The sequence below is a fragment of the Erysipelothrix piscisicarius genome (assembly GCF_003931795.1).
GTDB classification, from domain to species: domain Bacteria; phylum Bacillota_I; class Bacilli_A; order Erysipelotrichales; family Erysipelotrichaceae; genus Erysipelothrix; species Erysipelothrix piscisicarius.
Genome location: NZ_CP034234.1, coordinates 828808 through 852479, shown reverse-complemented (window position 1 = coordinate 852479; position 23672 = coordinate 828808). Strand labels below are relative to the sequence as shown.

At 37.4% G+C, this 23672-nt stretch carries 27 protein-coding genes and 5 tRNA genes; 13 read left to right on the top strand and 19 right to left on the bottom strand.

Features of this window, described 5'->3' with window-relative positions; all coding sequences use genetic code 11:
• Positions 1 to 20: 20 nt before the first annotated feature.
• The 10 genes from rplW to EEI45_RS04180 all read right to left on the bottom strand — a co-directional run bounded on the left by rplW (position 21) and on the right by EEI45_RS04180 (position 8490).
• Positions 21 to 305 (bottom strand): 50S ribosomal protein L23, encoded by a 285-nt coding sequence (gene rplW, locus EEI45_RS04225; RefSeq protein ID WP_125164264.1) that lies wholly within the window; start codon positions 303 to 305, stop codon positions 21 to 23.
• Positions 305 to 934 (bottom strand): 50S ribosomal protein L4, encoded by a 630-nt coding sequence (rplD, locus tag EEI45_RS04220; RefSeq protein WP_125164263.1) that lies wholly within the window; start codon positions 932 to 934, stop codon positions 305 to 307. The genes rplW and rplD overlap by 1 nt, the downstream gene beginning before the upstream one ends.
• The gene (rplC, locus tag EEI45_RS04215; protein WP_125164262.1) at positions 927 to 1619 is read right to left on the bottom strand and encodes a 50S ribosomal protein L3; all 693 of its coding nucleotides are present in this window, start codon (positions 1617 to 1619) and stop codon (positions 927 to 929) included. Before rplC ends, rplD begins: the two co-directional genes overlap by 8 nt.
• A gap of 15 nt (positions 1620 to 1634) precedes the next feature.
• Positions 1635 to 1946, bottom strand: a complete 312-nt coding sequence (gene rpsJ / locus EEI45_RS04210) for a 30S ribosomal protein S10 (RefSeq protein WP_125164261.1) — start codon at positions 1944 to 1946, stop codon at positions 1635 to 1637.
• Positions 1947 to 2308: 362 nt separating this feature from the next.
• The gene (gene tuf / locus EEI45_RS04205) at positions 2309 to 3493 is read right to left on the bottom strand and encodes an elongation factor Tu (RefSeq protein ID WP_018579501.1); all 1185 of its coding nucleotides are present in this window, start codon (positions 3491 to 3493) and stop codon (positions 2309 to 2311) included.
• 90 nt (positions 3494 to 3583) lie between these two features.
• Entirely contained in the window at positions 3584 to 5650 is a 2067-nt protein-coding gene (fusA, locus tag EEI45_RS04200) for an elongation factor G (RefSeq protein ID WP_125164260.1), read from the bottom strand.
• Between the two features lie 30 nt (positions 5651 to 5680).
• On the bottom strand, positions 5681 to 6151 hold the full coding sequence (gene rpsG / locus EEI45_RS04195; RefSeq protein ID WP_003775176.1) for a 30S ribosomal protein S7: 471 nt from the start codon (positions 6149 to 6151) through the stop codon (positions 5681 to 5683).
• Positions 6152 to 6181: 30 nt separating this feature from the next.
• A complete protein-coding gene (gene rpsL / locus EEI45_RS04190; protein WP_003775175.1) occupies positions 6182 to 6601 on the bottom strand; it encodes a 30S ribosomal protein S12 in 420 nt (139 codons plus the stop codon).
• Between the two features lie 208 nt (positions 6602 to 6809).
• Positions 6810 to 7913, bottom strand: coding sequence for a sporulation integral membrane protein YtvI (ytvI, locus tag EEI45_RS04185; protein WP_125164259.1), 1104 nt, complete (start codon positions 7911 to 7913; stop codon positions 6810 to 6812).
• A 40-nt stretch (positions 7914 to 7953) separates the two neighbouring features.
• The gene (locus EEI45_RS04180) at positions 7954 to 8490 is read right to left on the bottom strand and encodes a thermonuclease family protein (protein WP_125164258.1); all 537 of its coding nucleotides are present in this window, start codon (positions 8488 to 8490) and stop codon (positions 7954 to 7956) included.
• A 121-nt stretch (positions 8491 to 8611) separates the two neighbouring features.
• Here EEI45_RS04180 and EEI45_RS04175 point away from each other — a divergent pair.
• From EEI45_RS04175 to EEI45_RS04150, 6 genes are all read left to right on the top strand, one after another.
• Positions 8612 to 8702 (top strand) — tRNA-Ser (locus tag EEI45_RS04175).
• Positions 8703 to 8727: 25 nt separating this feature from the next.
• Positions 8728 to 8803, top strand: a tRNA-Asp gene (locus EEI45_RS04170).
• A 7-nt stretch (positions 8804 to 8810) separates the two neighbouring features.
• A tRNA-Gly gene (locus tag EEI45_RS04165) sits at positions 8811 to 8884 on the top strand.
• Positions 8885 to 9120: 236 nt separating this feature from the next.
• Positions 9121 to 9196: transfer RNA gene (locus EEI45_RS04160), tRNA-Asp, on the top strand.
• 3 nt (positions 9197 to 9199) lie between these two features.
• Positions 9200 to 9272, top strand: a tRNA-Gly gene (locus tag EEI45_RS04155).
• A 112-nt stretch (positions 9273 to 9384) separates the two neighbouring features.
• Positions 9385 to 10083, top strand: a complete 699-nt coding sequence (locus tag EEI45_RS04150) for a hypothetical protein (RefSeq protein ID WP_125164257.1) — start codon at positions 9385 to 9387, stop codon at positions 10081 to 10083.
• Between the two features lie 115 nt (positions 10084 to 10198).
• Here EEI45_RS04150 and EEI45_RS04145 read toward each other — a convergent pair whose 3' ends face one another.
• The 7 genes from EEI45_RS04145 to EEI45_RS04110 form a co-directional block, all read right to left on the bottom strand.
• Positions 10199 to 12205 carry an ABC transporter permease gene (locus EEI45_RS04145; protein WP_125164256.1) on the bottom strand — a complete coding sequence of 669 codons (2007 nt, stop codon included), beginning with the start codon at positions 12203 to 12205 and terminating at the stop codon, positions 10199 to 10201.
• Positions 12206 to 12289: 84 nt separating this feature from the next.
• Positions 12290 to 12688: a GyrI-like domain-containing protein gene (locus tag EEI45_RS04140; protein WP_125164255.1), complete on the bottom strand. Its 399-nt coding sequence runs from the start codon at positions 12686 to 12688 to the stop codon at positions 12290 to 12292.
• Positions 12689 to 12751: 63 nt separating this feature from the next.
• The gene (locus tag EEI45_RS04135) at positions 12752 to 14698 is read right to left on the bottom strand and encodes an FtsX-like permease family protein (RefSeq protein ID WP_125164254.1); all 1947 of its coding nucleotides are present in this window, start codon (positions 14696 to 14698) and stop codon (positions 12752 to 12754) included.
• Positions 14699 to 14996: 298 nt separating this feature from the next.
• Complete coding sequence (locus EEI45_RS04125) at positions 14997 to 16955, bottom strand: FtsX-like permease family protein (RefSeq protein WP_125164253.1); 1959 nt, start codon at positions 16953 to 16955, stop codon at positions 14997 to 14999.
• Positions 16945 to 17712, bottom strand: coding sequence for an ABC transporter ATP-binding protein (locus EEI45_RS04120; protein WP_125164252.1), 768 nt, complete (start codon positions 17710 to 17712; stop codon positions 16945 to 16947). The genes EEI45_RS04125 and EEI45_RS04120 overlap by 11 nt, the downstream gene beginning before the upstream one ends.
• 131 nt (positions 17713 to 17843) lie before the next feature.
• The gene (locus EEI45_RS04115) at positions 17844 to 18848 is read right to left on the bottom strand and encodes a sensor histidine kinase (RefSeq protein WP_125164251.1); all 1005 of its coding nucleotides are present in this window, start codon (positions 18846 to 18848) and stop codon (positions 17844 to 17846) included.
• Positions 18838 to 19512: a response regulator transcription factor gene (locus EEI45_RS04110; protein ID WP_125164250.1), complete on the bottom strand. Its 675-nt coding sequence runs from the start codon at positions 19510 to 19512 to the stop codon at positions 18838 to 18840. Before EEI45_RS04110 ends, EEI45_RS04115 begins: the two co-directional genes overlap by 11 nt.
• A gap of 103 nt (positions 19513 to 19615) precedes the next feature.
• Between EEI45_RS04110 and EEI45_RS04105 the strand changes: the two genes are divergently transcribed.
• On the top strand, positions 19616 to 20335 hold the full coding sequence (locus EEI45_RS04105) for a CorA family divalent cation transporter (RefSeq protein WP_228410551.1): 720 nt from the start codon (positions 19616 to 19618) through the stop codon (positions 20333 to 20335).
• Between the two features lie 67 nt (positions 20336 to 20402).
• Here the strand turns inward: EEI45_RS04105 and EEI45_RS09210 are convergent, their stop codons facing one another.
• Both EEI45_RS09210 and EEI45_RS09205 read right to left on the bottom strand, forming a co-directional pair.
• Positions 20403 to 20750 (bottom strand): LexA family protein, encoded by a 348-nt coding sequence (locus EEI45_RS09210; protein ID WP_228410550.1) that lies wholly within the window; start codon positions 20748 to 20750, stop codon positions 20403 to 20405.
• A gap of 34 nt (positions 20751 to 20784) precedes the next feature.
• Positions 20785 to 20991, bottom strand: coding sequence for a helix-turn-helix transcriptional regulator (locus tag EEI45_RS09205; protein WP_228410549.1), 207 nt, complete (start codon positions 20989 to 20991; stop codon positions 20785 to 20787).
• 124 nt (positions 20992 to 21115) lie between these two features.
• Here EEI45_RS09205 and dinB point away from each other — a divergent pair, with 124 nt between their 5' ends.
• The 6 genes from dinB (at position 21116) to EEI45_RS09190 (ending at position 23666) form a co-directional block, all read left to right on the top strand.
• The gene (gene dinB, locus EEI45_RS04095; protein ID WP_125164249.1) at positions 21116 to 22336 is read left to right on the top strand and encodes a DNA polymerase IV; all 1221 of its coding nucleotides are present in this window, start codon (positions 21116 to 21118) and stop codon (positions 22334 to 22336) included.
• A 110-nt stretch (positions 22337 to 22446) separates the two neighbouring features.
• Positions 22447 to 22596 (top strand): hypothetical protein, encoded by a 150-nt coding sequence (locus tag EEI45_RS08555; RefSeq protein ID WP_164503754.1) that lies wholly within the window; start codon positions 22447 to 22449, stop codon positions 22594 to 22596.
• Positions 22596 to 22811, top strand: coding sequence for an ArsR family transcriptional regulator (locus EEI45_RS04090; RefSeq protein WP_125164248.1), 216 nt, complete (start codon positions 22596 to 22598; stop codon positions 22809 to 22811). Before EEI45_RS08555 ends, EEI45_RS04090 begins: the two co-directional genes overlap by 1 nt.
• A 47-nt stretch (positions 22812 to 22858) precedes the next feature.
• Complete coding sequence (locus tag EEI45_RS09200) at positions 22859 to 23077, top strand: hypothetical protein (RefSeq protein WP_228410548.1); 219 nt, start codon at positions 22859 to 22861, stop codon at positions 23075 to 23077.
• A gap of 164 nt (positions 23078 to 23241) precedes the next feature.
• Positions 23242 to 23445, top strand: coding sequence for a hypothetical protein (locus tag EEI45_RS09195; RefSeq protein ID WP_228410547.1), 204 nt, complete (start codon positions 23242 to 23244; stop codon positions 23443 to 23445).
• Between the two features lie 8 nt (positions 23446 to 23453).
• Positions 23454 to 23666, top strand: a complete 213-nt coding sequence (locus tag EEI45_RS09190) for an integrase core domain-containing protein (protein ID WP_228410277.1) — start codon at positions 23454 to 23456, stop codon at positions 23664 to 23666.
• Positions 23667 to 23672: the final 6 nt, after the last annotated feature.

Here is a 23672-nt window from a genome sequence, read left to right as displayed (position 1 = left end):
CTTCCGATAAGTTTTATTGATTAAAGAACTTCGATTTTTGAACCTTCAGCAAGTTTCACGATTGCTTTGCGAACTGCCTTAGTTTGTCCTTCGTAACGTCCTACACGTTTTTTACGTGGTAAAACATTGATAACGTTGATTTTTTCAACTTTAACATTGAAAATTTCTTCGATAGCTTGACGAATTTCGATTTTGTTTGATCCCTTAGCTACTTCAAAAGTAACTTTGTTATCATTTTGTTGCATCGCTACTGTTTTCTCAGTAACAATTGGACGAACAATAATATCTCTAGGGTTACGTTTCATTATGCAAGCACCTCCCCAGCTTCAATAGCTGCTTTTTCAGTGAATACAATTTGATCGCAATTTACGATATCATAAACGTTTAAACCTTGAACATCTAACATCATTGTGTTTGATAGGTTACGCATTGATAAGTAAGCATTGTCAACATTTTCTTCAGCTGAAACAACAAATAGAGTTTTCTTGTTTAATTTAAGTGCATCCATCACTGTAATGAATTCTTTAGTCTTAACGTTTGCAACTGTTAAGTTTTCAACAACTGACATTTCTGAATCCATAACTTTTTGTGATAATGCTGAACGTAGAGCTAAACGACGAACCTTACGGTTAAGGCTGTATTTGTAGCTTCTTGGAGTAGGTCCGAAAACAACTCCACCACCACGCCATTGAGGAGAACGGATTGACCCTTGACGAGCACGCCCTGTTCCTTTTTGACGCCATGGTTTACGTCCACCACCGCGAACCTCTGTACGGTTCTTAGTTTTGTGTGTACCTTGACGAAGTGAAGCTTGTTGCATAACAACGGCTTCAAAGATTGTTTGATTATTTGGTTCAATTCCAAATACTGCTTCGTTTAACTCAAGTTCACGAAGACTCTTGCCTTCAAGGTTTAAAATATCTAACTTAGGCATTTTCGGAATCCTCCTTAACTGCAAAGTCAACTAATTCAACTGGATCTTTAGATTTAACGCGTTTAACTGTTGATTTAACAATTACGAAACCTTTCTTAGGTCCAGGAATGTTTCCTTTAATTAATAGATAGTTACTTTCTGTATCAACTTTGATAACTTCTAATTTTTGGTTTGTTGTAGTGTATCCACCATGTTGTCCTGGTAAAATACGACCTTTTTTAATTACAGCAGGGTTTAATCCACCTGTTGCAAGTGAACCAACTCCACGGTGGTATCCTGAACCGTGAGCTTTAGGTCCTGTTTTTTGGTTCGCACGAACGATTGAACCTTGGAAACCATGTCCACGTGATGTTCCAGTTACGTCAACATATTCCCCTTCGCTGAATAAATCAGCTTTAATTTCTGCGCCAACCTCAAAATTCATCATTTCTGAGCCAGCAATTTCACGAACAAATTTCTTTGGAGCAGTGCTTGCTTTAGCAGCGTGAGCAATCTCAGATTTATTTGCACGTTGTTCCTTCACGTCGAAGGCACCTAATTGAACTGCTTCATAATTGTCTGATTCCATTGTTTTCTTTTGAAGAACAACGTTTGGTAATACTTCGACAACACTAACTGGAATTAATTTACCGTCAGTTGTGAAGACTTGTGTCATTCCTAATTTACGTCCTAGTAATCCTTTCATGATAACTCCTCTCTACTAAAGTTTGATCTCGATATCAACACCGCTTGGTAGATCTAAACGACTTAATGCGTCGATAGTTTCTGCCGTTGGGCCAACAATTTCAATCAATCTCTTGTGAGTTCTTGATTCAAATTGTTCACGAGAATCCTTATTAACGTGTACTGATCGTAAGATTGTTACGATTTGTTTTTCTGTTGGTAATGGAACTGGTCCTACTACCTTTTGTGCGCCGTGATCGTTAGCAGCTTGAACAATTTTTTGTGCTGCACTATCAATAGTACGGTGTTCATGAGCTTTTAGACGAATACGAATAAAATTCTTTGCCATGGAAATTCCTCCTTCTACTGTCTATTTCCAATAGACCTGCTCTGTACAAATTCCCCGGCTTCTCACTGACCATGACAACGCTATTCAGTGTGCCGGCAACCTTGCACTTCTATGCAGTCGCTTTAGTATTATACACTATCTATCTATAAATTCAAGGACTTTTAGACTATTATTTCAAAAAAAATAAATTGGTATAAAAATCCTCCTTTTAAGCGGTTCTATTGATTGTAATTACATTCTGTTTGATCTCGAAAAATCCATTTTTTTCTTATATAAATAGCGACAATAGGTACGAGTCCACAATTTGACTTGTTTGCATAAAAAAACCTCTACTTAGTAGAGGTTCATTTATTAAAAAGTAATTATTTAACGATTTCTGTAACGTTACCAGCACCAACTGTACGTCCACCCTCACGAATTGAGAATGTTGTACCTTGCTCTACAGCGATTGGAGCGATAAGTTCTACAGTCATTTCTACGTTATCACCAGGCATGACCATGTCAACACCTTCAGGTAATTGAATTGTTCCGGTTACGTCTGTTGTACGGAAGTAGAATTGAGGACGGTAGTTGTTAACAAATGGAGTATGACGTCCACCTTCTTCTTTGCTTAAGATATAAACTTGAGCTTTAAAGATTTTGTGAGGTGTAACTGAACCTGGTTTAGCAAGAACTTGTCCACGTTCGATTTCTTCACGGTTAACACCACGTAGAAGTGCCCCAACGTTATCACCAGCCATAGCTGAATCTAACATTTTGTGGAACATTTCGATACCTGTAACAACAGTTTTTGATGTAGGGTGAATACCAACGATTTCAACTTCTTCGTTAAGTTTTAATTCTCCACGTTCAACACGTCCTGTAGCAACTGTACCACGACCTGATATTGTGAATACGTCTTCTACTGACATTAAGAATGGTTTGTCTGTATCACGAACTGGTTCTGGAACATTAGCGTCGATAGCATCCATGAGTTCGATAATTTTTTCTTCCCATTGTGCTTCGCCTTCTAATGCTTTAAGAGCTGATCCGCGGATAACTGGACAGTTATCTCCATCGTAATCGTTTTCTGATAGTAATTCACGAACTTCCATTTCAACTAAGTCGATTAACTCTTCGTCATCAACCATGTCGCATTTGTTCAAGAATACTACGAAGTAAGGAACACCTAATTGTTTTGCAAGTAGGATGTGCTCACGAGTTTGAGGCATTGGACCATCTGTAGCTGAAACAACTAAGATAGCACCGTCCATTTGTGCAGCACCTGTGATCATGTTTTTAACGTAGTCAGCGTGACCTGGACAGTCAACGTGTGCGTAGTGACGAGCTTCTGTTTCGTATTCAACGTGTGAAGTTGAGATTGTGATTCCACGTTCTCTTTCTTCAGGCGCCTTATCGATTTGGTCGTAAGCTTGAGCAGCCCCGCCACCTTTTTTAGCTAATACGTTTGTAATAGCAGCTGTTAATGTAGTTTTACCATGGTCAACGTGTCCTAATGTACCAACGTTAACATGGGGTTTGGAACGATCAAATTTTTCTTTTGACATGTGCAATTTTCCTCCTATGTATAAAATATTGCCTATCAACTATATATTAAGATAATCTTCATATAAAATCAATACGTAAATATCAACTGGTTATTTTTTCTTTTTAGCAACTGTTTCTGCAATGCTCTTAGGCACTTCTTCGTAGTGATCGAATTGCATTGATGAGTTACCGCGACCTTGTGTAAATGAACGAAGGTCAGTTGTATATCCAGACATATTTGATAGTGGAACCCAAGCTTTAACGATAACTGCGTTACCGCGTTCTTCTTGATCACGAATTTGTCCACGACGTCCTGAGATATCTCCCATAACTGCTCCTAAGTATTCACTTGGTGCTGTGATTTCAACATTCATGATTGGTTCTAATAGTACTGGATTACATTTTTTAGCAGCTTCCTTGAAAGCCATGCTAGCAGCGATTTTATAAGCCATTTCTGAGGAGTCAACATCATGTGATGATCCGTCGAATAAAGTAGCTTTGATATCAATTGCAGGATATCCAGCAATTAAACCATTTTGAAGTGCAGCTGTAAGCCCTTCTTGTGCTGATTTGATAAATTCACGAGGAACTGTACCACCAACAACTTTATCAACCCATTCAAAACCTTTACCTGGGTTTGGTTCGAATTTGATCCAAACGTGTCCGTATTGTCCACGACCACCAGATTGGCGAACGAATTTACCTTCACAGTCTGCTGCACTACGAATTGTTTCTCGGTAAGCAACTTGTGGAGCACCTACGTTAGCTTCAACCTTAAATTCACGTTTCATACGATCTACAAGAATGTCTAAGTGTAACTCACCCATCCCCGCAATGATTGTTTGTCCTGTTTCATCATCGGTATATATTTTAAATGTTGGATCTTCTTCAGCTAATTTAGCTAAAGCAAGCCCCATCTTATCTTGGTCACCTTTTGATTTTGGTTCAACGGCAACGTTAATAACTGGTTCTGGGAAGACCATTGATTCAAGAATGATTTCATTCTTTTCATCACAAAGTGTATCCCCTGTTCCTGTAACTTTAAGACCAACAGCAGCAGCGATTTCACCAGCATAAACGTTATCGATTTCTTCACGGTGGTTAGCATGCATTTGCATGATACGACCGAAGCGTTCGCGTTTGCGTTTTACTGAGTTATATACTGGTCCACCTGATGTTGCAACACCTGAGTACACACGGAAGTATGTAAGACGTCCAACAAATGGGTCAGTCATAACTTTGAAAGCTAGAGCTGAGAATGGTGCTTCATCACTTGCTTCACGAACAGCTTCTTCACCACTTGGTAAAGTACCATTCACAGCTGGAATATCAACTGGTGAAGGTAAGTAATCGATAACTGCATCAAGCATCGCGATAACACCTTTATTCTTATAAGCAGCACCACAAAGTACTGGGAAGAATTCACCACTGATTACAGCTTTACGGATAGCAGTCTTGATTTGTTCAACTGTTGGTTCAACACCTTCAAGAATAAGCATCATAAAGTCTTCATCGAAATCAGAGATTTGTTCAAATAATACTTCACGAGCTTCAGCTACTTGAGCTTTAAACTCTTCAGGAATTTCAACAATATCATCTGTTTTTTGTGATACGTCAGCAAACATATGTGCTTCTTGCTCAACGATATCAATGAGACCATCGAAATAGTCTTCAACCCCAATAGGGATTTGGATTGGTGCTGATTTAGCTCCTAAACGATCAACAATAGTTTTTGCTGACATATAGAAATCTGCACCGGTTGCGTCCATCTTATTAATGAACACGATACGAGGTACGTTATATTTTGTTGCTTGACGCCAAACAGTTTCTGTTTGAGGTTCAACACCTGATTTAGCATCAAGTACTGTAACCGCACCATCAAGAACACGTAATGAACGTTCAACCTCAACAGTAAAGTCAACGTGACCAGGAGTATCAATAATGTTTACGCGGTGGCCCTTCCAAGCAGCAGTTGTAGCAGCTGAAGTGATTGTAATACCACGTTCTTGCTCCTGCGCCATCCAGTCCATCGTTGCAGCACCATCATGAGTTTCCCCGATCTTATGTGTACGACCTGTATAATAGAGAATACGTTCTGTTGTAGTTGTTTTACCAGCATCGATGTGAGCCATGATACCGATATTACGCATTTTATCTAATGAAAATTCTCTTGCCATAAGATGTAAGTCTCCTTTTCTACGTTAATCTTACCAACGGTAGTGTGCGAATGCTTTATTGGCTTCAGCCATTTTATGCACATCGTCACGTTTCTTAACTGAAGCACCTACACCATTTGATGCATCGATGATTTCAGCAGCTAAGCGTTCTTCCATTGTTTTTTCTCCACGTGAACGTGAATATTGAACAATCCAACGAAGTCCAAGTGTCAAACGACGTTCTTGAGTTACTTCAATAGGGATTTGGATGTTTGATCCACCAACTCGGCGAGCTTTAAGTTCTAAGACTGGTAATACGTTGTCTAAAGCTTCCTCAAATACTTCCATTGGTTGGCGACCTGTTTTTTCTTCAATAATTGCAAAAGCGTTATAAAGAATTGATTGTGCTAAACCTTTTTTACCATCAATCATGATTCTGTTGATTAAACGTGTTACTAATTTTGAATTGTAAATTGGGTCAGCAACTACGTCGCGCTTTGGAACATGTCCTTTTCTAGGCATTTAATTCACTCCTCTCATTTTTGATGTTAATTAATCTTCTTGTCTTGGTTTTTTAGTACCGTATAGTGAACGGCTTTGACGACGGTCAGTTACACCAGCACAGTCCATTGTTCCACGAACGATGTGGTAACGAACCCCAGGTAAGTCTTTAACACGACCACCACGAATAAGAACAACACTATGTTCTTGTAAGTTGTGACCGATTCCTGGAATATAAGCCGTAACTTCCATACCATTACTCAAACGAACACGTGCATATTTACGTAATGCTGAGTTAGGTTTCTTAGGTGTCATTGTACCAACACGTGTACATACTCCACGTTTTTGTGGACTATTTACTTTAGTTGTTTGACGTTTAATCGTATTTAAACTACGACCTAATGCCGGTGATTTCGATTTGTAAACGCGTTTTGTACGACCTTTTTGAATCAATTGGTTAATTGTAGGCATTAATTTTCTCCCTTCTTAGTTTTTTTGTGCACACAGTACCATGTGTGCCGCGACTCACATATTAATTAGGTTTCCACGAAAGAAACCCAGTATTAATTCATAAGCATTTACATTTTATCACACTAATCGTTGTTGTCAACATATTAAACAAAAAAAATATAATAATCAGAGTGCAGTCAATGTGACTGCATCCGATTATTAATTTCTTCTAGTCCTCTATGGCCGTTTGATTCAAATCTTCATCTCTGCGAAAGATGGTTATTTTACCTTCGTCATGAAGCGTTTTAAGAATTGTTGCCGAGATTGGAAGTGCGAATAAACCTACGAAACCAAACATCTTCAACCCTACATATATAAGGATAAGGGTTGCAAGGGGATGCAATCCAATTTGATCTCCAACAATCTTTGGTTCCAAGATATTTCGAATGACGGTAATAATGATGTAAGTAATCATTAAACCAACACCGAGTGGTGTGTTTCCCATAATGAGTTCAATAATGAACCAAGGAATCATAACTGTCCCAGTACCAAGAACTGGAAGAATATCAATGATTGCTACCATAAAGGCTAATCCTATTGGGTTATGAATTCCAAGAACAAAGAATGCGATTGATAATTCAACAAACGTTAATGACATCAACTTGGCATATGCTCTTAAATATTTTCCTAGAACTGAAATGAGTCCATCTTTAATATCTAAGATTAACGTTCTTTGTTTAAGTGGAATCATTCCCATCACACTATTTACAATCCCTTGATAGTCAAGTGTAAAGAAGAACGATGAAATAATCGCGATAAGGATTGAAATTAATACACTTGGAATCGAGGAAATTAATCGTGTTATAAAGTTTATTGTACCACCCGAAATCCCTTTGAAAATCCCATCGATGCTTTGCACCACAGAGCGACCGATTGATTCAATAATATCAATTACATCAGGGTCGAGATTTACGACCGCACCTTCAACCCAAACAATAATTGATTCGATTGCTGGAGAGAGTGTCGTTTGATAAAAACTTGGAACAGCCTTAGCAAAATTTTGGATGCCTGCAATAACCGCTACCAAGATCCAAAAAATAGCCGCAGCTAATAATATATAGAAAAGAATAACAACTAAAAGTGAAGACCCTTTTTGATTTCCAATTTTTTTCGTTAATTTAGATATTACCGGCTTCAACAAGAATGCAATCACAAAACCAATAATAAAGGGCATCAAGTATTTTGTTGAAAACTTAAGTACTAAAGCAGCAAGACTAAAACTTATTGCAAAATATAAAATATTAATTATAAAATTTTTACGTTTTTCGATCATAATTTCCTCCATCTATAATTTATTTTAAAGATATAGCGATTTAATGTCTACCTTTATCACGCCACAGGCCAATATTTTGCTTTTTCGCTTGATTTTGCAAACGATTCAGTTGATCTACATAAAGATAGTCTCCGTAAATGTATTTCACTTTAGCGTAGCCGCCCGAAACCAGGAGTTCTTGCAAAAGTACATCATCAACACGCACCCACGCTATCACACATCCATACTTGTCGTATTTATCTGCGTTGGGATCATATTCAAGTTCAATCGTTTTTGCACTTTTTAAATGATTGCATGTGAACGAACTTGCCTCTTCAGCATAAAACTGAGGATTGTACTCATCATTTTGACGTAATTCAGGTGTATCAACAGCAATAAAACGAACTTTCTCTTTTTTCCCACCAATGTTTAGCTGTGCTGTATCCCCGTCAATACACTTACTTAGTGTAGCCTGTTCCTTGTTTGAATTTATATTTGGTTTCATAAATTCTGTTAGAATAAATACGATTACTAAAACGGCGAATAGCGTGATTTTAAGTAACATATTTGCAGTCTTTTGTTTATTTTTATTGTTCATAGACTGATTATACCCCAAACAACGGTAAATATTAAAAAAAAACAATAAAAGGCTATTGCCTAAGACCTATTGTTGTGATAATATGAATGAGCACTCAAAGAAGAGCGCAAGAAACAAACTTGGAGATGTACTCAAGTGGCTGAAGAGGTGCCCCTGCTAAGGGTATAGGTCGGGTAACTGGCGCGGGAGTTCAAATCTCCCCATCTCCGCCATTATTTGTTTCTTAAATAAAAAAATGGTCCAGTGGTGTAGCGGTTAACATGCCTGCCTGTCACGCAGGAGATCGCGGGTTCGATTCCCGTCTGGACCGCCATTTTTTTGCAGGTGTAGTTCAATGGTAGAACACGACCTTGCCAAGGTTGAGGCGGGGGTTCAATTCCCCTCACCTGCTCCAAAAATATTAAAATAATATAGAACGTAACGTTCTTTTTTTTTCGTATAATAACTTCATGGTACTTTTTAGAAGTGAATTTTCGTATTTTTCCGTCGTGTTGTTGACTGTAAGGTTGCATTCCAGTGTTGTTTTGAAATCAGACAAAAAAAAACTAGTTTATGTTGTAAAAAAGGCTTGGAATAAGAATATATCTATGGTAATATATATGAGCGTTAAAGGTTTAACGTTTTGCAAATGGTCCAGTGGTGTAGCGGTTAACATGCCTGCCTGTCACGCAGGAGATCGCGGGTTCGATTCCCGTCTGGACCGCCATTTGCAGGTGTAGTTCAATGGTAGAACACGACCTTGCCAAGGTTGAGGCGGGGGTTCAATTCCCTCACCTGCTCCAAACAGTTAATCCAACTCTATAAGTTTACTTATAGAGTTTTTTTTATGATTTTAAATTCTATGATTGGTTTTCGTTCATTATACGTTATAATGCTTTTAAAGGAGGTTTGTGTATGCCTACATCAATCTATTTTATGAATATCATGGACAGCTATCAAATCGTTGTCGCTATAATCAGTCTGTCTGGTGTTTTACTGAGTTCTCTTTTTGGATACATTAGTTCATATCTCGGTAGAAAACAATCTGCAGATACCGAACTCAAAAAAATCAAAGAGAACCATCAGAAGCAAATTGATCAAGAGAAAAAACTTGAGAAGGACACAAAACTTCGTATTGTCTTACAAGAACTCACCGAGGGTTACTATGCGCTAAACTATGACCAATCAATTCCTGGCACTTACTTTAATACAAACGAAGGCCAAGAAGTATTTAATCGTGTTATGTCATTTATCACCGCCTATGGAAATGAACAATCTGTACACACAACCATTTACCTTCAAAAAGCGATTTTTGGGAGTAACTTATTAAGTAACTACTATCAAAGATTGTCCGAATATGTTGAAAACGACCTAACCTATACCATTGATTGGATTCGTTATGAAACGAATGCACTCACATCAATCTTAATTGCTCAGCTACGATATGACATCAGTCATGAATTATTGAATCCAAAAGATCTCATGATGGTGAAGTATAATAACGACAATCCAGTTCTTAGAGATTTTTTTGAATCAGGCGTTGACCTCTTTATCGAAATGCTTGAACTGAAACACTTTGATGCCTACACCGAAAATCATCAAGCATTGAAATAGAAATAAAAAACATACTCCACCATGGATGTAAATCTCTTTTCCGTACTAGTAATTAGGGATTCACTTCAAATGAGTATGTTTTTTATTTGTTTTTTATTTGTTTTTTATTTGTTTTTTATTTGCGTTTTACTTTAATAATACGTTTGCTGTTGAAATAAGTGATCACAAAATAGATCAAGTAGAACATAAAGACAATAACCACTGTTGACACACTGAGTACATTTGATGTGTACCCTAAATTTATAAGGTTTAAATTTCGCTCAACTGCAATCAAACCGACTACCGTATGAATCAATGCAACCCCTAGTGGGATGAAAAAGTATAAGGCCGTCTGTTTCAACAATGCTCGATTAATCATGGCATGTGATGCCCCGATCTTACGCAGGGTTTCATACCGCCCTTGATTATCGCTAGCCTCCGATAACTGTTGTAACGCCAAAATAACGAGACTAACAATAAGAAGCACCATCCCCACATACAGGCCAATTGCAGCAATAATAATTTCAGTTCCCATACCTGTAAGCCCCGAGTTATATCTTGTAAGTACATCGGTATCATAATAATTTGTGAGATCTTGGGTTTGTCTTTCTTGAACATGTTCTAGAATACGTTCAATATCTCCTTCAGTTGAATGTAGTGCATTGCCACTTACTACAGTTTTTATAAAAACATCGGGCCAGGTGGCCTTTATCGAATTGACATCATCTTCATGAGCTACAAGGATTGGATAGCCATTTGACTGATTCGAAAAAATCACAAAATTTGCCTCATCATAAGGTTGTAGGAAATAGTCAACAGAACCTAAGGTTAAGGGTTTTCGATAATCAAGGACATCAACCAAACGCGCACGCATTGTAATGAGATTGTTGTAATCCGGTTGAAAATAGATTTGATTCTTCGAAAGCGTCAACAACGGTTTATTTTGGATGGTTCGAACTTTATTGTAATCACTTAGCGTCATGAGAGCCAAAGGTTCATTAACGGGTTTTTCTTCACCAATATCATCATAAATATTGAATACCTCCGTATCAAAAGATTCCGATCGATAGAGGTTGATTTGAAAACCCGAACTAAAATATTCATTAAGATTTAAATCGTTATAGTAATTTTTCACAGTTCCCACGTCATCATACATAAACGTAAATGAGGCATCATAAGGAATGGTTTCAACCGCAAAATTAGAAATGCGTTTATTAAGGTTTAGCCCCGTCGCTAAAATAGTAATACCAAACAATAAGGTAATGGATACCACGGCCATGACACGATATGTCGAACGAATTTTATTTGAAACTTGTCGAACGACAAATAAATTAAGGTTGCGATAGTATCGTGAGCGGTTTATATGTACAAAATATTCCACAAATTCTGCCATAGATTTAAATAAAAGGATTGTCGCAAAGATTCCAATCCCAACAATAATCGGCATAAAGAAGATAAGTTGCCCTGCTTTAAGAACCCATAAGTAATCAAAAATCAAAATCGCAATCGCCCCAATAAGTTGAAATACCGTCCACCAAACCGAAACATTTCGCAACATCTCTTGTGTTCTATGAGCATTAAACAATTCATTTAACGTAATCTTCCGCAGTTTCCGTTGATTAAGAAACATAATCAATACAAAGATTCCACTAAAACAATAAATCGTTCGCCGCGCCCCCTGTGTTGAAAAGATAAATTGATAGTGAATCGGAACCGCTAGGATTGTCCCCATCAACACACTCGTAATTTGCGTTAAGATATAGCCTGAGAACAGGCCTACTGCAAGTGCAGCCAATCCAATTAAAAATGTTTCTGCCATCAAAATCAATGACATTTTAAAACGTGACATCCCCAAAAGCATGTACAATCCAAACTCTTGTTTTCGTCTGCCAATGATGAAATTATTTGCATAGACGATAAGGAAAGCAAAGATTACGACGACTATAAAAGGTATCACATTGAGGGCTTCTGATACCAGTTCAAACGTTCGTCCCATTTGATTTGTAAGTTCCAAGATTCCCGCTTGATCTTGAAAGGATCCAAAAATATAGAAAAGTGCTACAGAAAAAGCCAGTGTCACAAAATACACGGTATAGTCTTTATAGCTTTTTCGAACGTTTTTAAATGCCATTTTTATGACCATAGTTAGAACTCCTTAGTTGTATTTTATCATATTTCAATAAACGACCACCTTACATTCTCGTAATAAAAAAGAATAACATAAATGTTATTCTACTGCGATAAAGATATCGATACGTCCATCTTCATAGTATTTTTCAAAATCAATGGTATACGCACGTTTTAACTTATCCGATGCCTCCAACGACCAGATCAATTTCCATGTATTTAAAACACCAAATTCATCGGTTACATCAACAGGAAACACTTGATAATCATTGCGTTCGTCCACGACCAACAATTCGCTTGTTTGTTCAAACTCAGTTGCAAGGCCCAGAGAATACAATCCCTTATAGTCTGTCTTGTAGTCCGTATAGACTGCATATTTCGCCGCATCATAATGTGGTAATGATGTATTGAATCGCTCCCACATTGAAGCAAGCTTTTGTTCAAACTCCGGGTCATCAAAACTATTCGTCCGAATATCTTCTCTTATAAATAAATTCATGGAACGCTCCTTTTACACTACAACTATAATACAACATTCTATAAAAAAAACTAGATGAAATCTCTAGTTTCCTTTAATTATTGACTTACTGCCTAAATAGGTTGCAATAAAGTATACAAAATAAATACCGATAACCCCAACACACGTTAAAAGGGTTGGCATAAAACTGGTTGCCTTAAGGCCTGCAAGATCTAAGTTTATATTAACCGCAGATATCCCAACCCATGCATGAACACCAGCCAGCAAGAGTGGTATGAAGAAATACAAGGCAACTTGCTTGAAAATGGCGTGATGCATCATGCCTTCATCCGTTCCCAATTTCTCAAGTACACGATAGCGTACCTGATTATCACTTGCTTCAGAAAGTTGCTGTAGGGCAAGAATGACACCACTACTGATTAAGAAAACAACGCCCAAATAAAGTCCCATAAAAGTAAAAATCAGCTCAATTCCCAATAGCATTTCAAACAGTTGTTCTGAACTAACACTTATAATATCATTGTGATCATATCCCAATTCGTCAAGTTTGTGTTCAATAGATGTTTGGAGTAAACTGCTTTTGTCTGTATTCACATTGTAGATTGTTGTCATCGTTACGGGTTTCGTTTGAGATGCAAGTGTATCATGAAGTGTTTCCGTATTCATGAGTAAGACGACATCATTAAAATCACCATTTCTAATGCTTATCGACTCATCATCACGATCATCAACAACATTATAATCTCCCTTACCCAAGATAACTTTAGCATCCGCTTTTAAGGTTTGATTGTGATGTTTAAGACCATAAGGGTATACACTGTTCGGACTTAAATCAATGGTTGGCTGATTGTGTATGACGCGGATCATATTATAATCCTCAATATCCGCAAGATAGATTCGTGGTTGTTGTTGGCTTTTGGCGTGCATCACAACACTATCGAGTACATCCGCATCATAATCAGTGTTGTAGAGATTCATTGATGCAAAGCCTTCGATGTTCTGGTCCGCAATAAAGGTTTCAATTTCAAGATCACGTTCGATCGATAAGTACGGCACCATTAAGGTGTAATCAAAAGGTGTATTGCGTTTAATTTGTTCATCCATAACTGAATTTAGGTTAAACCCCGTTGATAATGTTGCGATACCAAATAAGAGTAGAAGACTTACAACCGCCATCATCTTGTAAGTAGTATTGACCTTTGAGGCAACTTGGCGAAATACAAAGACATTGAGATTTTTATAATAGAGGCGTTGATTGATCTTCATAAACTTAAGCATAAAGCCGGAAAGTGCTTTAAAAATAACAAACGTAGCAAATGATCCCAAGGCAATAATCAAAGGCATAAAGACCACAAGATGTAAGGGTACAAGTGCCCATTTATAAGCAAGAATCAGTAAAATGACACCTACCATAAATTGTAAAACAGCACGTTTGTTTTCAGCAGTTTCATTGACGCGATGTGCATGAAAGAGTTCAATAAGCTTATGTTTCCGAATGACATTACCGTTGAAGATAAGGACAATGATAAAAATAACGGAAAAGCTTAGGATTGTTTTAAGTGTTGCTTTGATTGAGAAAATAAAATGGTATGTGATGTTCGCTTTAAGGAGTTGAGCACTTAAAATTGCGGTTGCCTGAGATCCGAGATAGCCAAGAACTAACCCGGTCCCTAAGGACATCACACCAATATAGAGGGTTTCATATGTTAGGATTCGCGCAATGTTTCGTTTTGGCATCCCCAGTAATGTGTAAAGGCCCAACTCTTTTTGACGACGTCGAATTAAGAATTGATTCGCATAGAGAATTAAAAATGCGAACACAACAGAAATAATGGCTGACATAACATTCATGGTTGTTACAAGGGCTTGCACAGCTTGACCTTGCCCTGCCGTCATTTTTAAAATGGCTGACTGCTGTTCAAAGGATCCGAAGATATAGAAAAGGGCTACCGAAAAGGTCAATGTGATAAAATATACAGAATAATCTTTATAGCTTTTCTTAACATTTCTATAGGCTATTTTAAAATACATAATTGCCTCCCTTATAATGTAATGATCGTCGTGATCACAAAACTGGATAGCGCTTGCCCGATTGCTTGTTCTTCAGCACTCATTTCCGCAAGGCAAGGTTTGGGTTTTGTTAGTTCTGAGTTACGTCCTTGTAGATTTTTGCGTGTTTAATCATTTCTAAATAGTTTTTTAATTTGTATTTTAATAATGTTTCTCCTTGTTATCTATAGTATAGATTTTATGCAAGAAGCAAACCATCGAATCTCCTTACACTTAACTTACAACAATGTCATATTAAAAAACACACCCTTAGGTGTGTTTAAGCTTCCAGTGTAATGGCCTTACTTGAGAAATACGTAATGATGAAATAGATCAAATACATACTGATTGCACTGGTTGTAAGAATTGCAGGCACCATGGTGTCCGGTGCAAGACCCGCTAAATTTAAGTTCACATTCATTGCTTTGATACCAACATAAGCATGGATTAACGCAATGAGAAGTGGTAAAAAGAAATAAATCGTTATCTGTTTTAGAATTGAACGTTTAAGCATATGCTCATCGGCACCCAATTTTGTGAGAACACGGTAACGTGATTGATTATCACTGGCTTCCGAAAGCTGTTGAAGCGCCAATACAACCACGCTGCTTAACAAGAACACCAATCCAAGATAAATACCCACATAGGTAAATAAGAGTTCGGTTCCACTCATTGACGCTTTCACATCTTCGGAACTAAGAATATTATGATACAAGCCAAGAGACTGTCCCTCAAAATTGTTTTCAAGTTTTTCTACGACTTCTTTTTGTGAGCCATGAACATCAAGATTGGATATGAATGTATTTTGATTCCATGCGTCATTTGAAATCATTTCTGCTTTTAATGTTGATAGATGAACATCATTAACCACAAAGAGTGATCCGTGAATCATGGATCCATTCGCAATCCTTACCGGTTTCACATCATGATTTGCTTGAAGCACAAACGCTTGTCCTAAAATTGGAATCGCATCCAGTTTCTCCAAATCACTGCCCTGTAACCCTGCGGTTGGTGCTTTTTGGAAGTAAACTTCATCTTCATCAAGGTGAATGGGTTCATACCCTTCATGCGTTCGTAAACCATTGAAATCAGTCTCTGTCATAAATAAAATGCGTTGACCTTGATAAAGTTCCTGTTCCATCCCCATATCCTTCGCTTCAATGCCCAGATCATAAAGGGATGCGGTTGTTTGATGTTCAAAGCCTTTGACTTCATCAATAAGACGCGCGTAATCCTTCCCTTCTGAACCGGAAACGACAACACTAACATCGTAACCGGTTGCTTTTTCCAGTTCATTGCCAAGTACATAATTTAAATTAAATGCAGTAGCAAGGGCTCCTATCGCAATCAACAACATCAAGGTAATCACAGACATCATTTTATACGTTGTACTGATTTTTGCGCTCACTTGACGAAAGACAAAACTATTTAAACCCTTGTAATAACGTTTTTGGTTTAATTGCATAAATTTAAGCATAAATCCAGAAAACGATAGGAAGAGCATAAAAGTTCCCAATGCCCCTGCAACCAACACAAGGGGAAGCAAACGAATCAGTTCCATTGGTTTCAATGCCAGTTTATAGGCATACCCAATAAGGACACATGCAAGAATAAAAATGACAACACTCATCCATGTCTTACGTACTTTAAGTGTTTCATTTTGACGTTTTGAACGCAATAAATCAATTAATTTATATTTATTAAGAATCACACCATTAAAAATCATGACTACTGTAAAAATAATCATAAAGCACACAATTGTTTTCACAGTCGCAACCATTGAAAATACAAAATGATAATGTGTTGCTACACTTAGAACCTTTGCACTCAATAGTGTCATAACTTGAGATAAAGCAAGACCTAAAAGCAATCCAGAGCCTAATGAAAAGACCCCAATATAGAGTGTTTCGTAAATTAAAATTCGAGATATGTAGCGTTTCGGCATCCCCAATAACGTATAAACGCCCAGTTCTTTATGGCGACGCTTAATTAAAAAATGATTTGCATAGAGAATTAAAAATGCAAAGACAACGGCGACAATATAGGACATCGCATTCATAATACGTGTCAACGCCTCAACCATTGAACCTTGTGATGAACTTAAATCCATAATTGATGCTTGTGCACCAAATGAAGAAAAAACATAAAATAGAGAGACCGAGAACGTCAAGGTGATAAAGTAGATAAAGAAATCTCGATAGCTCTTCTTAACATTACGAAGTGCGAGTTTAGAGTACATTTGCGGAATCGCCTCCAAGTAACGTTACAACATCAATAATTTTATCAAAGAATTCTTTGCGACTATCATTACCACGTACCAACTCATTAAAGATTTTCCCATCTTTTATGAAGAGGATGCGTTGCGCATAACTTGCACTGAATGCATCATGGGTTACCATCATAATAGTCGCTTGTTCTTGTTCATTCAGTTCTTGAAGTTTCTCTAGCAACATACGGCTTGATTTTGAATCTAAAGCACCCGTAGGCTCATCCGCTAAAATAAGACTTGGATTTGTAATTAATGCACGCGCTGAGGCGACACGTTGTTGCTGCCCCCCTGACATTTGATACGGAAATTTTTGAAGTACTTCTTCAATATCTAAAAGACGCGCCACGCTTTGAATGCGTTGATCAATTTCTTTATGATTAATGTTTTGAATGGTGAGCGCTAAAGCAATGTTTTCATAAGCAGTGAGGGTATCCAGTAAGTTAAAATCTTGGAAAATAAATCCAAGTTGCTCTCGACGAAAACGTTGTAAATGCTCTTTCTTAAGTTTTGTAGTATTTTGACCGTTCACCCCAATGGTTCCACTGGTTACCGAGTCAATGGTTGAAATGCAGTTAAGAAGGGTTGTTTTCCCAGAACCCGATGGTCCCATAATTCCTACAAATTCCCCTTTTTCAATTGTGAATGAGACACCATCAAGTGCCTTGGTAATATTTCCTTTTTTACCATAGTATTTTTCAATATTGTTTACATCTAGTATTGTTGTCATAACCAACCTCCTACATTGAGTTTAAAGAATTCTTGATGATTCTACAATTCATTATCATTACAGTTATATGACATTATTGTCACTTACTTTTATTATAGTGTATTTGAAATAAAAAAACCTCGTTCACGAGGTTACTTAAACATCATTTTTGATTTTGGAAAGACGAAATTAACACAGGTTCCTTCGTGACTCTCAATAGTTACATCTAAGTTCAACTTATTACTTAGCATTTTCACAAGATACAATCCCATTCCTGTCGCTTGTTTGTTTTGGCGTCCGCGCGCTCCGGTAAACCCACGTTCAAACACCCGTTCTAAGTCTTGCGTTGGGATTCCCGGTCCATTATCACAGATTTGAAGGGTAATGGCATGTTCTTGAATGGTCGTCGATACGAAAATATGACCGCACCCTTCATCCACATACTTTAACGCATTGGATAGGACTTGTTTAATCATAAATTCAACCCATTTCGAATCGCTGTATACATGTTCTTCTGTCACCTGGATCTCGATTTGAATTTTACGCTGAATAAAGATGGGTGCAAGTTCTTTAACGACATTACGGATGTGTGTATTGAGATTAAGGGGCTGAATCATATAATCTTTTTCAAGTGAGCTTGACCGTGCATAAAAAAGAACTTGTTCCAGGTAATCTTCAACATGGTTCATTTCACGGATTATGAGATCCATTTCTGAATTGGAATTATTTGAAGCAATCAGCTTTGCCCCTGCTAAAGGTGTTTTCACTTCGTGAATCCATAACTCAATGTATTCTTTGTAATCTTCTTGACGCCGTTTATACTCATTCACTCGGTCTGCCATGGATTTGCTTAGATCTTCTACAACCTCAACCCAAAGCCTTGCATCCAAAAACTCCCCATCAGGGATCATTTCCGTAATCAAGTACTTTTGATCCAACCCTTCTAAATTCATCAGCAGTTCATCATAAAATCGCTTTCTACGGGAAAATTCAACCCCTAAAACCACAAGCAACACCAGTGCGAAGAGAAACATGATAATCCACACAATTTCATGCTGAATCCCCACAGCCAAAAGGAAGAATGAAACAACACCTTCTAAAATTCCAACGAGGATTATAAGATACGCTTTATCCATCAAAAAATCTCTAGTTTTCATGAATTGTATATCCCATACCACGTTTTGTCTCTATAAAATCCACAATTCCAATTTCTTCAAGTTTCTTACGCAAACGATTAATATTTACAGTCAATGTATTATCATCCACAAACCAATCCGTATTCCACAAGTATTGCATCAAATCTTGTCGTGAAACAATACTGCCTTTATTTGCAATAAGGAATGATAGAATGCGTAATTCATTTTTGGTAAGTTCTTGCTCTTGATTTTGATAACGCACCATTCCGCGCGGTATGTCTAACTCAACCCCTCTTAAAACAGTTACTGGGGTATCATTTTTTTCATAAGCACGTCGTAAAACGGATTGCAATCGCGCTAACAAAATTTGTAAATTATACGGTTTGGTAATAAAATCATCAGCCCCTAAATTCATGGACATCAGTTCATCCATGGTGCTGTTTCGACTGGTAACAACAATAAGCGGAACCTCACTTATTTTGCGAATTTCTTTCGCAAGATAATGTCCCTCAACTTCAGGAAGAGATAAATCCAGAAGTACACAATCCACATCTTCCTGCTTAAACGTATCCAAAACATTCGTAAAATCAGTAATGAGTGTGGTCTCATAGCCGTTCTTTTTTAAGAAACTACTGAGTTCATTACGAATTGTATCGTTATCTTCAATAATCATGATTTTATACATATGCGTCCTCCAATTAAATCTATTATACACTAAAGCAGTTTAAGGTTTTCTTAATTTCGTATTCTTCTCACGTGTTATAATACCTATACAAGGAGGATTCACGATGAATCTTATAATCTATCAAGATGCTCACATGCTTCAATTACCCGAATATATCCGTCAATCGTTATCCGATAAAGCGGAACTGGCTCATATCCGTCTTCTAAGTGGCAATTTCTATATCATTCTTAATTATCCAAGCTCACCAGAAAACATTCAACCCATTTGTATCGAACAAATGGGTACCGTTTATAATCTTTATTGTCATGAATCGATTTCTTTAACCGAAGACATTCAGCACGCTACCCTCACTGACCTTCTTTTACATACGCTTAAAAACTATGAAATGATGGTTCAAATCATCAACGCACAGCTCTCGGAGTATGAAGAAACCATGGAAAATTTGGTTACAAAAGCAAACATTAAAGCCCTCTTTAGTTTAAGTCGAAAGTTAATTCGTTATCAAACAGCTATTAATGCCATTGGTGATGTCGCGAATTATATTATGAAAGAAAAACCACATCCCCTCTGGCAATCTGAACGATCTTCGGAATATACAAACATTCGTATCGAGGTGAATCAATTAGTTCAAAATATCGAAATGTATCAACAAATCATCAATTCGATTGTTGATGTGTCCGAATCGCTTTTTTCAAATCGATTGAATAAAATAATGCAGACCCTCACATCGATTACACTCGTATTGTCAGTCCCAACTTTTATTACCAGTTTTTACGGCATGAACATCGATCTCCCCTTCCAAGACCACCCTCATGCGCTCTAATTGTATTTATGATTAGTTTTTTCTTAACCCTTGGGGTTGTCGTTTATTTACATAAGAAGGATTACTTCTAGAAATCAACACGCACATTTAGGACTTTCCCAATTACTTCAACCGGCAACATCATGACTTCTTCTGGGTTATAATAACGCGTTGGATAGTCCGGGTTTGTAGCCTCTAATATCATCAAATTATCTTTTAAAATAACACGTTTAACGGTCGCTTCATCCCCCTGTATTAACACAACGGCGATATCCCCCGATACAATTTCTCGTGTTTTTTTAACGTAAATAAGATCCCCGTCATAAATGCGTGATCCCGTCATGGAATCACCCACAACTTTCAAAAAATAATCGCCTTGATCATATTCACGTTTTGAAACTTCCTCATACCCGATTATATCTTGGTGCGCTAACAAATCGTACCCTGCCCTAACTACACCTAAAACCGGCTTAAAAAAATGATAATCTAAATAATCTGGGAACGTTTATTTTAAATAAATGCGACAACCGTTCCTGCTTTTCTAATGAAATCTTTTTAATAACTCCCGTTTCCCAGCGTGAAACCGTCGACCGGCTCACACCCACCGCATCACCAACTTCTTCTAATGAGAGATTGTGGCGCGCTCTAAATATCGTAATCAGTTCTTGTAATGTCATGCAATCACCTCTTTTTTCTATTATACCCATTATGCAACCCCCATACAACAAAACTCCCAATGTTGCGTATTTCTATTGAATTACGCAACACAATAACCTATACTGAGATTATTGAGGTGACTTTATGAAGCAACGTTACATTCTTCATTGCGATATTGACTATTGCTTTGCGCAAATTGAAATACTAAAAAATCCATCCTTGGCGAATGTCCCCATGTGTGTTGGTGGCGATGAGTCCAAACGACATGGCATCGTCTTAACACGTAATCCGTTGGCGAAAGCTAAGGCCGTTAAAACGGCAGAGACACTTAAAGATGCGCGACGCAAATGTCCAGGTCTCGTGATTGTTCCACCTTCCTATGAAGATTATCTTATGATAAGCAATCAGGTCAAAGACATCTATCGAACCTATACCGATAAAGTGGAATCTTTTGGGATTGATGAGGCATGGGTCGATATCTCCGATTCTATTCTATTATTTGGAAAGCCGGGAGATATCGCAACGGAAATCCAAAAGCGCATCAAAGCAGAAGTCGGCTTGACGGTGTCAATTGGAATGAGTTTTAATAAAATCTTTGCAAAGCTTGGTTCAGATTTCCAAAAACCCAATGGGCTAACCATCCTCATGGAGTCCCATATGAAGCAAATGATTTGGCCACTCCCTGTTCAAGAACTTCTATATGTTGGTCCCAGCACTCAAAAAAGTCTTAATCAGATTGGCATTCGAACCATTGGTGATCTGGCTTGTGCAAATGAGAACACTTTGCATACGCATCTTGGGAAGATGGGAAGCTTACTCAAAGCCTTTGCGAATGGTGAGGATTCATCAGAAGTTAACCCCTACAGTGATCCCGCCAAATCAATCGGTAATGGCATGACCACACCTCAAGATCTTGTGACCATTGACGAGGTCAAACGGGTATTGTTGGTCTTGGCTGAATCGGTTTCAAGTCGGTGTCGTAAAATTGAAAAGAAAGGCAGTGTCCTTCGCATCAGTATTCGTGATCACAAACTTGAAACCCTATCCAGACAAAAAAAGCTGAATCAACCCATCAATACGGTACAACAAATTGTTAATGAATCCCTCTTTTTAGTTGAGAAATATTGGGACCAAAACAAACCACTTCGCAGCATCACCATCACATTAAGTGACCTCGTCTCTACCTGCCAACCCATTCAGCTTTCACTTTTTGATGAACCCATAACCGAGCTTGATGAAACCCTCGACACGATACGAGAACGATTTGGCCACCATTCCATCAAACGTGCAAGCGTCCTTCTCCAAAAAGATCTTGACCAACGTAATCCCCAAAATAATGCATCCAGCTTTGGCCGTATCCAATAAAAAAAAACACTTCCTTCGAAGTGGAGTAGTAAACTAAAAGTAGACAAGTAAAAAAGACTTGTCTACTTTTTTTGTGTAATAATAAAATCAAAGATAAAACGGAGGTATTAATGATGGGAAGACCCAAAGGTGGATTAAATAATAAATGGACTTATGAGGATCGTATTAAAGTCGTTACACGTCATATTGATGAACATATAAGTGCTGCGAAACTATCACAAGTCCTAAAGGAACGATTAATGGGTGGATTGATCGATTAATGCGTGATGGTAAAGAGGGTTTAAAAAACAAGAAAAAGACAGGAAATCATTTTTCTGCGCTTCATACGAGTAAATCATTAACTGAGATCGAACGACTTCAACTCGAAATTCTAAAACGAGATATTGAGATTGCACGATTAAAAAAAGGGTACCAGGTGAAAGGAGTTGGTGTAAACAAGGAGTTCGTTACTTTAAAAGACAAGAATTCTAAATAGCACATGACTTATCTTTTAAACATCCGATTACGTTCATTCTTAGATTTATGAATTTGAACCGATCTGGTTATTACAAGTGGTTAAAGCATAAGAATGATCTCAATATTTATGAACAAAAAAGAGCGATTCTTAGCTTTGTGATTAAAGCCTGGCATCGCCGTTTTCCAAGTTATGGTTATCATGATATCGCTGCAGTCATGAGAAAGCAAAGTGATTTAGGGATTGAATTTTCCGATAATTTAATCCACAAGTGTTGCAAGTTTTAAATATTAAATCAAAAGTTAAACACTATTCCCATAAAACCTGGAACACAAAGTCGAATTTATCCTAATATTATAAAGAATCAATGGAAGGCAACCAAACCTTTAGAAATTATTGTTTCAGATATGACACATATTCGAAACAAAGGATTAATTATGAATGGACTTTAATGGTTGATACCTTTAACAATGAAATTATCAGTTCTGCATTATCGCGTACAACTGGTGATCCTAAGCCTTACTACAAGTGTCTCGAGGATCTCCTTGCGCTACTTAAGGATAATAAAAAAACAGCTCCACGATTCTTCACACAGATCAAGGAGCTGTCTACCACTCTAAAGCTTTCGCTAAAGCGCATGAAAATTATAACATAATTAGATCTATGTCGCGAGCTGGAACACCTACAGATAATCCAATTATCGAATCATTAAATGGATGGATTAAAGCAGAAATGGCGTGTGATTATCAATACTGGTCCGTAGATAACTTTGAAAATTTTATCGAAGAATATGTACATTATTTCAATTTTGAAAGACCTGCTTACTGTTTAAATTACAAAACCCCTATCCAATATAAAATGGATAAGGGTTTCTAGTCTTTT